At 45.2% G+C, this 15202-nt stretch carries 12 protein-coding genes; all 12 read left to right on the top strand.

Translation table 11 applies throughout. The features are described 5' to 3' along the window. The first annotated feature begins 551 nt into the window (after window positions 1-551). Window positions 552-2297: a biosynthetic-type acetolactate synthase large subunit gene (gene ilvB, locus CEF13_RS22395; RefSeq protein WP_102714161.1), complete on the top strand. Its 1746-nt coding sequence runs from the start codon at window positions 552-554 to the stop codon at window positions 2295-2297. Beyond that, complete coding sequence (ilvN, locus tag CEF13_RS22390; RefSeq protein ID WP_102714159.1) at window positions 2294-2779, top strand: acetolactate synthase small subunit; 486 nt, start codon at window positions 2294-2296, stop codon at window positions 2777-2779. The genes ilvB and ilvN overlap by 4 nt, the downstream gene beginning before the upstream one ends. 130 nt (window positions 2780-2909) lie before the next feature. Continuing rightward, on the top strand, window positions 2910-3902 hold the full coding sequence (gene ilvC / locus CEF13_RS22385; protein WP_102714157.1) for a ketol-acid reductoisomerase: 993 nt from the start codon (window positions 2910-2912) through the stop codon (window positions 3900-3902). A gap of 139 nt (window positions 3903-4041) precedes the next feature. Then, a complete protein-coding gene (locus CEF13_RS22380; RefSeq protein ID WP_102714155.1) occupies window positions 4042-5586 on the top strand; it encodes a 2-isopropylmalate synthase in 1545 nt (514 codons plus the stop codon). 281 nt (window positions 5587-5867) lie between these two features. Next, window positions 5868-6947, top strand: a complete 1080-nt coding sequence (leuB, locus tag CEF13_RS22375; protein WP_102714153.1) for a 3-isopropylmalate dehydrogenase — start codon at window positions 5868-5870, stop codon at window positions 6945-6947. A gap of 143 nt (window positions 6948-7090) precedes the next feature. Continuing rightward, on the top strand, window positions 7091-7639 hold the full coding sequence (locus CEF13_RS22370) for a peroxiredoxin (RefSeq protein WP_102714151.1): 549 nt from the start codon (window positions 7091-7093) through the stop codon (window positions 7637-7639). Between the two features lie 276 nt (window positions 7640-7915). Further along, window positions 7916-8332, top strand: coding sequence for a hypothetical protein (locus tag CEF13_RS22365; RefSeq protein WP_102714149.1), 417 nt, complete (start codon window positions 7916-7918; stop codon window positions 8330-8332). A 130-nt stretch (window positions 8333-8462) separates the two neighbouring features. Next, window positions 8463-9278 (top strand): RNA polymerase sigma factor SigI, encoded by an 816-nt coding sequence (sigI, locus tag CEF13_RS22360; RefSeq protein ID WP_102714147.1) that lies wholly within the window; start codon window positions 8463-8465, stop codon window positions 9276-9278. Then, complete coding sequence (locus CEF13_RS22355; RefSeq protein ID WP_102714145.1) at window positions 9275-10564, top strand: anti-sigma factor domain-containing protein; 1290 nt, start codon at window positions 9275-9277, stop codon at window positions 10562-10564. Before sigI ends, CEF13_RS22355 begins: the two co-directional genes overlap by 4 nt. A gap of 209 nt (window positions 10565-10773) precedes the next feature. After that, a complete protein-coding gene (locus tag CEF13_RS22350) occupies window positions 10774-12144 on the top strand; it encodes an ATP-binding protein (protein ID WP_102714143.1) in 1371 nt (456 codons plus the stop codon). Window positions 12145-12368: 224 nt separating this feature from the next. After that, complete coding sequence (locus tag CEF13_RS22345; RefSeq protein ID WP_102714141.1) at window positions 12369-13892, top strand: leucyl aminopeptidase; 1524 nt, start codon at window positions 12369-12371, stop codon at window positions 13890-13892. Window positions 13893-13912: 20 nt separating this feature from the next. Next, entirely contained in the window at window positions 13913-15169 is a 1257-nt protein-coding gene (locus CEF13_RS22340) for an MFS transporter (RefSeq protein ID WP_102714139.1), read from the top strand. The last annotated feature ends 33 nt before the right edge of the window (window positions 15170-15202 follow it).

Raw genomic sequence — 15202 nt, 5'->3', positions numbered from 1 at the left:
ATCTGCGGCGCTAATGATGAGGTGCGCTGCATGAGTTAATCGTATAACGGATAAAATAGTATATGTACCATTGGAATGGAATGCGCCGAGCAAAAATTGGAAAAGAGTTATTTATGGTTCTTGACGAACCTTGTTCCACAGCATATAATAAGGAAAGTCTTATCTACCACGTACCGGTGAGAGCACCATGTGGTAAATACACAATCAGCAATGATGAGGACGAAGTGCTAAGGGCTCTTTTGAACAGAGAGCGGATGGATCAGCTGCAACCATCGCCAAAACCCCTTTTCTACGAGCTCACCTCGGAGCTGTTTCCTTGAAAAGCAACAACAGATGCTGTTGCCTAATAGGGGAAATCGCAGGGCAAGCGTTACAGTGCCAATGGTTTGAACGATATTTGTATGCGTTCTTACCTGTGGAGGTTATACATCGGGAGACGTATAACGAATTTGGGTGGTACCACGGAAGATATACCTTTCGTCCCTCGTTGCTTCTATTTGAAGCATGAGGAGCGAAAGGTTTTTTTGTTTTTTCTGAGAGGAGGATGACTGATGGCAATGCAAGATGCAACTTTGAAGTCAAAAGAGGAATTGAAGGAAAGGCTGACGAAGCCCGAAATCATATCTGGTTCGGAAATCCTGCTTCGTAGTTTATTGCTGGAAGGCGTAGATTGTGTATTTGGTTATCCGGGCGGAGCCGTACTTTACATTTATGATGCCATGCACGGAAATCCAGATTTCAATCATTTACTGACTCGCCACGAGCAAGGAGCCATCCACGCAGCAGACGGCTATGCGCGTGCCAGCGGTAAAGTTGGCGTATGTATCGCAACGTCGGGTCCTGGAGCAACAAATCTAGTAACGGGTATCGCAACAGCTTATATGGATTCCGTACCGCTGGTAGTCATCACAGGCAATGTCATCTCAAGCCTTATCGGGAGCGACGCTTTCCAGGAAGCCGATATTACAGGGATTACAATGCCAATCACGAAGCATAGCTATCTAGTACGTGATGTTGAAGATTTGCCACGTATTATTCATGAAGCTTTCCATATTGCCAATACCGGCCGTAAAGGACCTGTATTGATTGATATACCGAAAGATATCTCCGCAGCAAAAACATTATTCAAGCCGGTTACGAGCGTGAATATTCGCGGATATAATCCTACGGTATCTCCTAATAAGCAGCAGGTTGATAAACTCATTAAAGCAATTACGGAAGCAGAGCGTCCGCTCATTCTTGCGGGCGGCGGAGTTGTCTACTCCGGCGGACATGAGGAATTGTTCGAGTTTGTAACGAAGTCGCAAATTCCGATCACGACGACTTTGCTAGGTTTGGGTGCATTCCCGAGCGGCAATGATTTGTTCCTCGGAATGCCGGGCATGCACGGCACCTATACGGCAAATAAATCGATTCAATCCGCTGATTTGCTCATTAACATCGGCGCTCGCTTCGATGACCGTGTAACGGGCAAGCTTGACGGCTTTGCGCCGCATGCGAAAATCGTTCACATCGATATTGACCCGGCAGAAATCGGCAAAAACGTTCCGACTGATATTCCAATTGTTGGCGATGTCAAAACGGTTCTGCAGATTGTTAACCAAGGGGTTAAGCGTGCAGATAAAGCAGACGAATGGCGTGCCAAGCTCAAAGCTTCATGTGAGCAGTATCCGTTCAGCTATACCGACTCTGAGGTTGAGCTTAAGCCGCAGTGGGTTGTAGAGTTAATTCACGAAACAACAAATGGCGATGCGATCGTTACAACTGATGTAGGCCAGCACCAAATGTGGGCAGCTCAGTACTATAAATTCAATAAACCGCGTTCATGGGTAACATCAGGCGGACTTGGCACGATGGGCTTTGGTTTTCCATCTGCTATAGGTGCGCAAATGGCCAATCCGGATCGTGTAGTTGTATCCATTAACGGTGACGGAGGTATGCAAATGTGCGCACAGGAGCTTGCGATTTGTGCGATAAACAACATTCCAGTTAAAGTTGCCATTATTAACAATCAAGTGCTGGGCATGGTGCGTCAATGGCAGGAGCTTATTTACGATAACCGTTACAGCCATATTGACCTTGCTGGCAGTCCAGACTTTGTTAAGCTGTCCGAAGCATATGGCGTAAAGGCCTTCCGTGCAACTAACAAAGAGGAAGCGCGCGTTGCTTGGGCAGAAGCGCTTAGCCATCCAGGTCCTGCGGTCGTTGAATTCGTTGTACGCAAAGGGGAGAACGTGTACCCGATGGTAGCACAAGGAAGCACGATCGACGAAATGATCATGGGGGATGCAGAATGAAAAAGCACACGATCGCAGTAATTGTTAATGATCAGCCCGGCGTTCTGCAGCGCGTATCCGGCTTGTTCGGACGCCGCGGCTTTAATATTGAAAGCATTACAGTCGGCTCAAGCGAGGAAATCGGCTTGTCGCGTATGGTCATTGTCACTACGGGTGATGACCATACCCTTGAGCAGGTTACGAAGCAATTGTACAAATTGATCGATGTCATCAAAGTCATCGATCTCAGCTCCAATCCAATGGTTGGACGCGAGCTAGCGCTTATTAAAGTAAATGCTGAGCCGGGAACTCGTCCAGAGATTCTTGGTGTAGTAGAGACATTCCGCGCAGCGGTTGTTGATATTGGCACTCATTCGCTTATCGTACAAGTAGTAGGCGATACAGAGAAAATTGATGCGATGGTGGAGCTGCTTAAACCTTATGGTATACGTGAGCTTTCACGCACAGGAGTAACGGCATTAAATAGAGGCAATACGAAGTAGTTTTACTAATGCTTATTTCATTCATATCGCCCTTTGAGCGGGAGTTTAAGGGGAGAACCGCTGATCTTGCGTCATTCTCTGCTTAAACACCCGCTCAAAAGGGTTAAATTTAAAGGAGGCAATTATTAATATGGCAGTTACTATGTATTATGAAAAAGATGCTGATCAAGGTGTACTACAAGGTAAAACAATCGCAGTTATCGGATACGGAAGCCAAGGACATGCGCAAGCGCAAAACCTTCGCGACAGCGGCTTGAAAGTAGTTATCGGACTTCGTCCTGGTAAATCCGCAGACGTAGCTAAAAAAGACGGCTTTGAAGTACTTACTGTTGCAGAAGCAACTAAAGTGGCTGATGTTGTTCAAATTTTGCTTCCTGATGAAACACAAGCTCAAGTATACAATGAAGAAATCGCTCCAAACCTGAAAAAAGGCGCGGCGTTGATGTTCTCTCACGGTTTCAACATCCACTACGGCCAAATTAAGCCTAATGCAGATACAGACGTATTCCTAGTTGCTCCGAAATCCCCTGGTCACATGGTTCGCCGTACGTACCAAGAGGGCTTTGGCGTTCCAGGACTAATCGCAATCGAGCAAGATGCTTCAGGCAATGCTAAAGCAATTGGTCTTGCATATGCTAAAGGTATCGGCTGTACACGTGCAGGCGTTATCGAAACTTCTTTCAAAGAAGAAACAGAAACAGATTTGTTCGGTGAGCAAGCTGTTCTATGTGGTGGTGCTTCTGCACTAGTTAAAGCAGGCTTCGAAACACTTGTTGAAGCTGGCTATGCTCCAGAAATGGCTTACTTCGAGTGCTTGCACGAGCTTAAGCTGATCGTTGACATGATGTATGAAGGCGGAATCTCGTCGATGCGCGATTCAATTTCCAACACTGCAGAATACGGCGATTATGTAACAGGTCCTCGTATCGTTACGGAAGAAACGAAAAAAGAAATGAAACGTGTATTGGAAGATATTCAATCCGGTCGTTTCGCTCGCGACTTCATATTGGAGAACCAATCGAACCGTGCAATGCTTACAGCGACTCGCCGTAACGAAGCTGCTCACCCAATTGAGCAAACTGGCGCACAGCTTCGTGAATTGATGCACTGGATCAAGAAATAATAAGAGCTAGCTAGAACTAGTTTTCAGAAGAACAATCATATCCCGGTTCGCCGGATCGCGTGACGATAAGGTTAACGAATCGTCACGCGCCTCCAAGCGCGTACCGGGATCATTCTGTTCACGGAGGTGCATCGTACAAATGCGGAAAATTTATGTTTTCGATACAACGCTGCGTGACGGAGAGCAATCTCCGGGGGTAAACCTGAATACAAAGGAAAAGGTAGAGATCGCACTTCAGCTTGAGAAGCTGGGAGTGGACCGGATCGAAGCGGGCTTCCCTGCTGCTTCGCCTGGTGACCTTGCCTCTGTTAATGCGGTTGCTCGCGCTATAAAGAATGCTTCTATCATCGGTTTATCCCGCTCGCGTGAACAGGACATTGACGCGGTTCGCGAAGCGCTGCAAGGTGCTCAAGATCCATGTATTCATTTGTTCCTAGCTACAAGCCCAATCCACCGTAAGCATAAGCTGCGGATGGAGAAAGAACAGGTGCTGGAGACAGCGGAGCGCGCGATTCGTTATGCGAAGAAATATTTTGACAAAATCGAGTTTTCGCCTGAGGATGCTGGCCGTACGGAGCTAGATTTCCTTTGCGAGGTTACGGAAATGGCGATCAAAGCAGGTGCAACGGTCGTTAATATTCCAGACACAGTAGGATACTTAAATCCTTCTGAATTCGGCAATATCTTCAAAACATTGAAAGAAAACGTGCCTAATATCGAAACCATTCAGCTTAGCGCACACTGCCATGATGATTTGGGAATGGCGACGGCCAACGCGCTTTCGGCAATTCTGAACGGTGCTGACCAAGTAGAAGGTACGATAAATGGAATCGGAGAGCGTGCTGGCAACACCGCGATTGAAGAAATCGCAATGGCGCTTGCGACGCGTCCGGATTACTTCGGTGCCCAAACGACGCTGAACCTGAAAGAAATTGCAAAAACTAGCCGTTTGGTCAGCAAGCTGACAGGTATGGTTGTTCCGGGCAATAAAGCGATTGTTGGAGCCAATGCATTCGCACATGAGTCGGGCATTCATCAAGATGGCATGCTGAAGGAAAAGACGACTTACGAAATCATTTCACCGGATACGATCGGTTTGAAAGAATCGAAGCTCGTGCTTGGCAAGCATTCTGGCCGCCATGCGTTCCGTGAGAAGCTGGTGGATCTTGGCTTTGAGCTTGAAGAAGAAGCGGTTAATGCTGCTTTTGCTAAATTCAAGGATTTGGCTGACCGCAAAAAGACCGTTAGCGATGAAGATCTTCTAGCTATTCTAGAGGAGAAGCTTGTTGATACGCCTGAAGTGTTCACGCTAGAGACGATCCAAGTGAACTATGGCAATCAATCGACTCCAAATGCGACGGTTCGCATTCACAAAGCTGAGGCAGGAACTGCAGAAGAAACGGCAATCGGCAACGGTTCCGTTGATGCTATCTACAATGCGATTGACCAAGTCACGCAGGAAGTTGTGGAGCTTGAAGACTACTCAATCAAATCTGTGTCGCAAGGCAAGGATGCACTTGGCGAAGTACATGTTGTACTGAAACAAGATGAAGTATCCGCACAGGGCCGCGGATTAAGTACAGATATACTTGAAGCAAGCGCCCGCGCCTATATCGATGCGCTCAACCGACTGATTGAGAAGCGCAAGACTCCTGGCCGTCGTGACAAAATGAGCTTAATCTAATCCGATATGATGGGAAGCCCATTGCTCTTTTCAAAAGAGCGGTGGGTTTTTCTTTTTTTGATGGGCATTTGAAGATGTAAACTAGAAATGATAGCACCTTCATGCTGCTTTATAGTCATAGTCTATAGAGTAAATAGATTTTATATCTTTGTAATCATCCGATATTTGTGGTACAAATGATAATAGAGTGAGAATGAGTTCATGGGTTTGTTCAAACTAGCATGAGTACATTGCTGAAGTGCGGACAAGTTTAATTGAAAAAGAGGAGTGTTACATTCATTATGACAGAAGTGAAAAAAATTGCAGTTATTGCCGGCGACGGTATTGGTCCAGAGGTTGTAGGAGAAGCGCTAAAAGTTCTGAAAAAAACGGAAGAGCTTTACGGCTACAAATTTGAAACGGAGCACGGCTTATTCGGCGGTATTGCAATCGATGAAAAAGGCACACCGCTGCCGCAAGAAACGCTTGACCTATGCAAAGGCGCAGACGCTGTATTGCTTGGCGCAGTCGGCGGTCCTAAATGGGATAATAATTCAAAAGAGCTTCGTCCGGAAACAGGATTGCTTGGCATTCGCAAAGCGCTAGGCTTGTTCTCCAATATTCGCCCAGCTACCGTATTCGACTGCTTGAAGGAAGCTTCGACGCTTAAGCCTGAAGTGCTTGAAGGCACGGATCTTATCGTAGTTCGTGAGCTAACAGGCGGTATCTACTTCGGCGAGAAATTCCGTCGTGAAGGTGCAGGTGGCGAAGAAGCTGTTGATACTTGCGTATACAATGTGCAAGAAATTGAACGCATTGTTCGTCAAGCATTCGATATTGCAATGACTCGCGGCAAGCGTCTTGCTTCGGTTGATAAAGCGAATGTGCTGGAAACTTCCCGTCTATGGCGTGAAGTAGTTAACCGGATTGCTCCTGAATATCCTGAAGTTGAGCTTGAGCACGTGTTGGTTGATAACTGTGCGATGCAGTTGCTGCGCCGTCCTTCCAGCTTTGATGTTATCGTGACTGAAAACATGTTCGGCGATATTCTAAGCGATGAAGCTGCTATGCTGACAGGTTCAATTGGAATGCTCTCATCTGCGTCTCTTGGAGAAGGAAGCTTTGGATTGTACGAACCGGTACATGGCTCGGCTCCTGATATTGCAGGACAAGGCATTTCCAATCCAATTGCTACAATTCTGTCGGTTGCCCTTATGTTCCGCCTTACTTTCGGATACCATGAAGCAGCGGCAGCTATTGAGGCTGCAGTGAAAGAAGTACTCGATGCAGGTCACCGTACAGGCGACATCGCAGTGGATAAGAGCAAAGCTATCGGCACAACTGAAATGGGCGATTTGATCGTTGCAGCACTAAAAAAATAACTTTCAGATTATAATTATTATAAAAAAGTAATTGTTATAATATTGACTTCATTCTAGACTAGTGATATTATTTACTAGGTAAGTCACAGAGATGAAGTGACAGGAACAAATAATATATGAATACGTCAAGGAGGTTTTCTATTATGGCAGAACGTTTGGTAGGCCGCCAGGCTCCAGATTTTACAATGGAAACAGCTACAGGTAATGGTCAAGATTTCGGAACAGCATCACTAGCAGATTACAAAGGCAAATGGCTGGTATTGTTCTTCTATCCACTTGATTTCACATTTGTATGCCCAACTGAAATTACAGCTTTGAGTGTTGCAGCTGCTGAATTCAAAAAGCTTAATACGGATATTCTTGGTGTTAGTATCGACAGCAAGCATAGCCACAAAGCTTGGATCAACACACCAGTAAATGAGAACGGTCTTGGTCAGCTTGAGTTCCCACTGGCTTCTGACATTACGAAGAACGTTGCTCGCGACTACGGCGTATTGATCGAAGAAGAAGGCATTGCACTTCGCGGCCTATTCATTATCAACCCTGAAGGCGAAATTCAATATCAAGTTGTTAACCATAACAATGTTGGTCGCAGTGTTGATGAGACGCTTCGCGTATTGCAAGCTTTGCAATCCGGTGGTCTTTGCCCAATCAACTGGAAACCAGGCCAACAAACATTGGTAACGAAATAATATAAACTTCTCTGAATGACGAAACCCGCGCCAATTATTGGCGCGGGTTTTCTTTTGTTAATAATTGGGCAAGTAGTTTTTGCGGGAAAAAGCAGGAATTTCAAGCTCTTAGAGCGAATAAAGTATACTTAGCTGCAGCTCTTTGCCATAATGCCTTCAGAATAGGTTGGCTGTCGTTTACCTTAGTTGATGCTTAAGAAGGAGGTTTACTTCGTAAACCTTAGTTGATGCTTACGAAGGAGGTTTACTTCGTAAACCTTTTAGGAGGGGTCGTCAATGAGTCACTGCTGTGGAGCGAGTATGATTGGTACGAAAGGTACTTTAAAGCATTTCCGAACACATATACATAACGTGCCGATACTTTTTTGTCCGGTATGTCATGATGTTCATATTCATTATCTCGTGGAGAATGAGTATGAAATATTAGCCGAATATGCGCATGGCGATGGCGCTGCCGAAGTCGATTTTGGAGAATATGTAGAACATGAGGACAAGGCTCTGCTCGAAAATTGCGTTAATCATGAGAATGAAAATCCAATGGATGTTGTTCATAGTCAGATCGATATGGGACTCGATTTGCTCAGCTTCGCGAAGCGAATTGGGGATACAGAATGGCAAGTGGTGCTTAAGAAGCGTCTAGGCATGCTTAATAGCAGAAGAAATAAACTGCAGTTGCGCCGAACGTCCGTTTAATTCTATTATAACGAATGATGAGCCTCCTCTTCGGAGGCTTATTTTTATAAACTTAAATAAAAGTTGAAGTAATGTACCCCCTGAAACCGTACATACAGAAACGAATCATACTAGTAGTGAGGTGGAGCGGTTGTTACTTGTATTGTTCAAACGCTTTCTGAGGAAGAATGCTTCCAAAGATGCCGATGAGAGTGAGCAGAAGCTTGCTCCCGAACAATGTGTTGCTCAAATTCGTCAAGGTGACGAGCAGTTGCGCGAGCAGTTCATAGTAGACTATAAACCTTATATTTTAAAAGTGACAAGTCGATTTTGCAAACGGTACATAGATCCGAATAGAGATGATGAATTCAGCGTAGCACTGTTGGCCTTTAATGAGGCTATTAATCAGTTCTCCAGCAGCGCGGGAAAATCATTCATCGGATTTGCTGAAACCGTCATTCGCCGTCGGCTTATTGATCATGTCCGAAAAGAACAAAGGCATTCTCATGTTGTTCCCTATAGCATGTTCGAATCCGAGGATGAAGAGCAGCCTCATTATAATGCAGTTGAGTCCAAGCAAGCGATACATGCATATGAAGCGAAGCGGACCGAAGATGAGCGAAGACTAGAAATCGGTGAACTGAATCAGGAGCTTAATCGCTATGACATCACTTTCGCTGAGCTGGTCGAGAATTCGCCCAAGCATCGGGATTCCAGAGTACTGCTTATTGGAATTGCAAAAAAACTCGTTAAAGAATCTGAGCTGTTTGATTCATTAAAGCAATCCAAAAAGCTGCCGGTAAAGGAGCTAACGTTGAATTGCGGGGTTTCGCGCAAAACGATTGAGCGCAATCGGAAATATATTATCGCAATATCTCTTATTATTTCTGGTATTTATCCATTCATGCATGATTACTTAAATATAGCAGATGACCAAATTGAGATGAACGAGGAGGCTAGCAAATGAAACGTGGAGTCGTCATGAGTATTCATAAACAACACGCTGTTGTTATGACAGCAGACGGCCAATTTTTGCGAGCTCCTATTCTAAACGTGCCTCAAATTGGAGAAGAAATCGTTTTTGAAGAAGAGTTCAAGTCTGTTCGTACCTTTAAGCCAGCCTATTGGTACACAGGTGCTGCTGCTGTCGTACTGCTGCTGTTCCTACCGCTCCTTCTTTTTGTTCAACAGGCGGATTCGCCGGTTATTGCCTATCTGAGCATGGACATTAACCCTAGCATTGAAATCGGTGTTGATCATAATGAAAAGGTGCGCGAGCTGCACCCTTTAAATGATGACGGCAAGTTAATTTTAGAAAATTTAAATTTCCGGGGTATTAAGGTTGAGAAGGTAATCGCTTCTATTTTGGAGAGGGCTAACGGATCCCACTATTTGGATACGCCGAATAAAGATATTTTTGTAACGAGTGTAATGCTGGGGGACAATGCCGGGTTGCAACAGGATTTCGAATCTATTCTGGCAGGGAAAGTGGATCAAACGCTTCGAAGCTTGTTAGCCAGCTTCTCAGCAGATTCAGCTACCGCCCATGTAACGACCTTAGCCGTTCCCAATGAGCTGAGAGAGGAAGCGGCGGCAAACGGAATATCCGCTGGCAAGATGGCACTGTATTTAATGGCCAAGGATGAAGGCTATCAGCTTGAGCTGGAGAAGTTGAAGGAACAATCCATTAATAAGGTAACAGACCCAATAGGCGGCGTTAAGACAATTGTTGGAAATGCATCGGATACTAGCAAGGAAAAGCTGAAGCAATTAGTTATTAAGGAGCAGACTGAGAAGGCAAAGCAGCAGCAAAACGCTGGAAAGTCGAATCCTGTCAAGCCGAATGCGACCCCAACAACGAATAAGCCTGTAAAGCCGGGGAAGCCCGCAAGCAGCAGCCCGGCCAAAGCGGAGAAGCCAAATGGAAATAAACCTAAGCCGACGACAACTCCCAAAACAAATAATAAGCCTACTGTTCCTAATAAATCTAAGGATAATATAAAGAACGATAAGGGCAATAATCAAAAATGGGACGATGACGACAGTGACGATGACGAAGACAAAGATAATAAGTATTATCACATAAATCCTTATTATGGAGGCAAGTATGATCGTTTTAAGGACTGGAAAAACGATCATTCCAGCGGCAGTCACGGAAAGGGTAGATGGTCCGATAAGAAAAAGGAAGACAAAAGCAGCGACCCAAAGTATGAGAACGGAAAAGATAAGGAAAAACGAAAAAACAAGGAATAGTGGAAGAAATTGTATGGAGGCCATATTGGTCATCCATATTTAATCATTTATTGAACAGAGGCTAAAGCTCCTCCTGAGAACAGTCACTCTTTCTACCTAGGGAGAGGCAAAATTCGACAGTATTTCCCGTTGACAGAGATTGTAAACTCCCCCTATGATTAGTAGTAATGTTACCGTGTCCATACACGTTGCCGGGGGGAGGGTACAGGATGAAGGCCATTCGAAAGCGTTATTTCCCGGCGCTTGCCGAGTATATCCGCAGTGGTAAGGAAGTATCGTTATTTCATGCAAATGAGCTTGGCAAAGAGTTATATGGCATTAACCCCGAAGAAATAATTGCCGTACATGAGGAATGCATACAGACTTTAGCCGCGAATGTGGATTCGGAGGAAGCAGTTAGACTGTACAATCGTTCATTTGTTTTCTTGATGGAAATCATGGTCGCCTGCCGGTTCAGGCTTCAGCCCGAGCAATCGGCAGAGCAGAAATTTACCGAGATGCGTGAGATGCTTTTTCGCTCCAATCGTTCTTTTGAAATGGTCAAAAATAAATATGAAAATGTATTGCAGCATATGGATAGCGGAATAGCTTTGTTTGACAGCGATGGTATTTTATCTTTTATTAACGTCCAAATGGCTAAGCTTCTCGATATTCCCCGGAAAACGCTAATTGGATGCAATATAAAAGAAGTAATAAGACATCCTCAGCTTACTAGCAGCACTAAGAGAACTGTTCTTAGGCTTTATAAAGAAATGTTTCTCATGCACAGCCGATACTATGAATTTCAGCATAAGGACGGCAAGCATCTGCTTGTGACGGTTACATACGGTGATCAATTAGACGGTGATTTCTTAATTAGCGTGAAGGACGTTTCGGAGTACAAACAAATTGAGCAGACTGCCTTGCAGAATGACAAGCTTGCCATGCTCGGCAAAATCGCTGCCGCAATTGCTCATGAAATTCGCAATCCTTTGACGAGCATTCGCGGATTTATACAGCTTCTCCGTCCCTATTTGCTAGAGGTAGGCAAGGAAGAGTACGCACGAATTATTTTAACGGAAATCGACAGGGCAAACGACATCATTTATGAATTTCTCAATTCGTCCAAGCCGTCGGCACCGATGAAGCAATTAGTATCCATCGATCATTTGTTGAAGGAAGTTGTACTGCTGACCGAAAGCGAAGCTTTGATGCGTAATTGTGAAATTAGAGCAGAAAGCTATTGCTCGGATTATGTCGTTTCTATTGACGTCAAGCAAGTGAAGCAGGTTATATTAAACATGGTCAAAAATGCGTTGGACGCGATCGAAGAGGTACAAGGCGAACGCAGAGGTCTTATCGATATTATTACTCGGAGCGAAGGACCATTTGCTCAAATCACAATTAGAGACAATGGCAAAGGGATGGACAAAGCTACGATGAGTCGATTGTTTGATCCTTTTTTTACGACCAAGCAGGCAGGAACGGGACTTGGACTATCGGTAAGCTATCGAATTATTCGCAATCATAATGGGACGATCCGTGTAGAGAGCCAAGCGGATATCGGAACAGAATTCATTATTTGTTTGCCACTAGCTTAATAATAAAAAACAGCAGCAGAGACTCTTTAGCCGAACGGCTTGAGAGGTCTCTTTTTTTTATACAATCGAATATTTAAACAGAAGAGCATGATGAATATTTATATGATAAACATGGAAAAGAACAGGTGCGTTAGGTATAATGAGTGTGAAAACTTGATGATATTGATTCACCGCGATGAGTAGATATATAAGAGTTACTTCATGATGAAAGCGAGGGCTTACAAATGACTGTTCGATTTACATACGGAGTACGAAGTGAAGCTAATCAATCGTTGGATGCGATTATTCGATTCGTAAGCAGGGAAGAGCTTGAGCAAGGCGAGGCTGACCAGCCGATTGTACAGCCGCAAATAGATGAGGCCTTGAGATCCTTATTTGCCAAAGGATTATTTAAAGCAGACGCTGAGCAAGTGAAAGTTATTGCTACTTTAGGGCTTTATCCGGCAGCTCATATTATATTTGTGGGCTATGAGCAAGGCGTGACTGCTACTGGCTTACGCTTAGCAGCAGCAGCTGCTGCCAAATCATTGAAACAACTTCAAGCACAATCCGTACATTTGCTTTTGCCGGAATTGTTGATTAAGGATGCAGCTGCTGGTTTAGGCATTGAACATGCGGCGCAAGCACTTACTGAGGGCTTGCTGCTTGCCCTTCATGTTCGTCAGCCGCTTAAACGCGAGCAGAGTGAACGGTTTGAATTAAAGGATGTTGCTTTAGTTCCTCAAGGAGATGCGGCCGCAGCATCTGACGCTTCCGCGTGGGAACACGGTATCGCCAAAGGATTGCTATATGCCGAAGGTGTGAAATTGGCAAGGGATTTAACCAACTTACCGGGTAATGATCTCACGCCTGAACGTCTTGCCTATCATGCAGAGGAACTGGCGCGCGAGCATGATCTTGAGATTGAAGTTATTGACGAATGGAGTGCAGCGGATCAGCGAATGGGCGGCTTGTTAGCCGTAGGCCAGGGAAGCGTCAACCCTCCGCGTATGATTGTCATTCATTATAAAGGCGATCCTAATTCTAACGAAACATGGGGCTTAATCGGGAAAGGGATTACGTTCGATACGGGCGGAATTTCGCTCAAAAGAGCTGAAGGCATGCAGGAAATGATATCAGACATGGGCGGAGCGGCAGCAGTGCTTGGGGCGATTCGGGTCATCGCCGAATTAAAGCCTGCCGTAAACGTTATTGCGGTTATTCCAACTGCCGAAAACATGCCGTCAGATCGTGCGTTTAAGCCAGGTGATGTGCTGACCATGATGAGCGGACACACTGTTGAAGTCGTGAATACCGATGCAGAGGGCAGACTTGTTCTTGCTGATGGCTTGACGACAGCGATAACTCGCGGAGCAACTAAGCTGGTTGATGTTGCGACACTGACTGGAGCTGTTTTGGTTGCGCTTGGAAGCGAGGCCACCGGTGCAGTGACGAATAATGATGCGCTTTTCAAGCAGGTGCACGATGCATCGGAACGTGCTGGCGAGCGCATTTGGCAGCTGCCGGCGTACTCGGAATTTAAGAAGAAAATCAAAAGCGATGCGGCAGATTTAAAAAATAGCGGCGGCAGATATGGTGGCACTATAACCGGAGGTTTGTTCATCGGTCATTTTGCAGAGGGCTTGCCGTGGGTTCATCTTGATATTGCTGGAACCTCCTGGCTTGAATCGAGCAGAGGCTGGGAACCGAAAGGCGCAACTGGGGTAATGGTAAGGACATTAGTTGAATTGATTGTACACCAAGAGTAGTTGGGGCGGAGAGGGTCTATATGTTGAAGGGCATCTTGTTGCCTAGGCGGCGAATGTCCGAACAGCGGCGAGGTTTGCAAACCGCTGTCGTGGAAGGTATACCGGCAACAATTATCGGGAATTTACTAGGAGGGCCGCTGCTTACGGCGTACCTCCTATACATGGGCGCCAAATCCGATGCAATCGGCATTGCGCTGGCGATTCCAGCGTTTGCGAACTTGGTTCAGCTAGTTATCGCATTTTATATCCACCGATTTGAGAATAGGCGTTTGTTCGTCTTACTTTTCAGTCTTGGGCATCGTATACTATGGACGGCAACCGGATTAATTCCTTTCTGGGTGCCGCAGGCTTACTGGGTTCAAACGTATATTGTCATGTTCACGATTTCATTTATTTGCGCACAATCAGGAGGTGTACTCTGGACCTCCTTAGTTGCCGATATGGTGCCTGCGAAGGTACGCGGACGTTATTTTGGAATACGAAATACGATTCATTGGGCCGTTGCAAGCGTGTGCTTACTTATTGGCGGCCAAATACTGAATAGATTGCCGGAAGGCCAAGGTTTTATAGTCTTATATATCATATGTGCTGCAGCAACGGTATGGAATGGGATTGAGCTGTACCGCTATCCCAATCTTCCGCTTGAGCGTTCTAATGAATCGTCAAAGTTGAAAATGCTTCAAAAACCGCTGCGTGATCGGAATTATTTATTAGCAACGCTTTTTCTCGCTATGTTCATCCTTGTTCAGAATGTAGCTGTTCCATTGTTCTCTTATGTTATGCTTGATATAGTGAAGCTTAATTACTCATGGGTTACTGTTATTACAACCGTACAAATGATTGTTATGATGTTCAGCTATTATTACTGGGGAAGCTTGAACAGCAGATTTGCAACACGAACCTTGCTGAAATGGGCGCTTCCTATTATTGCGCTAGCCTGCTTGCTTTGGGCAGGAATGGAAGTGCTGCCGGTAATTTTGGTACTCATTGTCGTCCACATCGTGCTTGGTATAGGAGTTGGCGGTTACAATCTGCTCGCTTTTAATTTTATTATCGGGGATACGCCAAAGTCGGAACGACCCATGTATATTGCTGTATTCTCGGCGATAACAGGTATAACTGGGTTTATGGGACCGCTAATTGGCGGACGGATTTACAAGTACATGGCGGATAGTCCATACTGGGTGCAAAGCTACGGCATTTCATTATTTACTGGAGCACTGCTGCTTATTATGGCGCTAGTGATCGGTCCAATCGTCCTTAAGGAAAAGAAATAGATAGATTGCTAGAACGAAGGCTATTCCCATGTA

Origin of the sequence: Paenibacillus castaneae (assembly GCF_002884445.1) — a bacterium.
GTDB classification, from domain to species: Bacteria; Bacillota; Bacilli; order Paenibacillales; family Paenibacillaceae; genus Pristimantibacillus; species Pristimantibacillus castaneae.
Note: the sequence above shows the minus strand (reverse complement) of the source record. Positions and strands in the feature narration are given on the sequence as shown.

Bases quoted from the DNA above. Each gene is read 5' to 3' on its own strand.
- ilvC (WP_102714157.1), top strand. From the start codon at position 2,910: ATGGCAGTTACTATGTATTATGAAAAAGATGCTGATCAAGGTGTACTA.
- CEF13_RS22350 (WP_102714143.1), top strand. From the start codon at position 10,774: ATGAAGGCCATTCGAAAGCGTTATTTCCCGGCGCTTGCCGAGTATATC.
- CEF13_RS22365 (WP_102714149.1), top strand. From the start codon at position 7,916: ATGAGTCACTGCTGTGGAGCGAGTATGATTGGTACGAAAGGTACTTTA.
- leuB (WP_102714153.1), top strand. From the start codon at position 5,868: ATGACAGAAGTGAAAAAAATTGCAGTTATTGCCGGCGACGGTATTGGT.
- CEF13_RS22380 (WP_102714155.1), top strand. From the start codon at position 4,042: ATGCGGAAAATTTATGTTTTCGATACAACGCTGCGTGACGGAGAGCAA.
- CEF13_RS22370 (WP_102714151.1), top strand. From the start codon at position 7,091: ATGGCAGAACGTTTGGTAGGCCGCCAGGCTCCAGATTTTACAATGGAA.
- ilvN (WP_102714159.1), top strand. From the start codon at position 2,294: ATGAAAAAGCACACGATCGCAGTAATTGTTAATGATCAGCCCGGCGTT.
- ilvB (WP_102714161.1), top strand. From the start codon at position 552: ATGGCAATGCAAGATGCAACTTTGAAGTCAAAAGAGGAATTGAAGGAA.
- CEF13_RS22340 (WP_102714139.1), top strand. From the start codon at position 13,913: ATGTTGAAGGGCATCTTGTTGCCTAGGCGGCGAATGTCCGAACAGCGG.
- CEF13_RS22345 (WP_102714141.1), top strand. From the start codon at position 12,369: ATGACTGTTCGATTTACATACGGAGTACGAAGTGAAGCTAATCAATCG.
- CEF13_RS22355 (WP_102714145.1), top strand. From the start codon at position 9,275: ATGAAACGTGGAGTCGTCATGAGTATTCATAAACAACACGCTGTTGTT.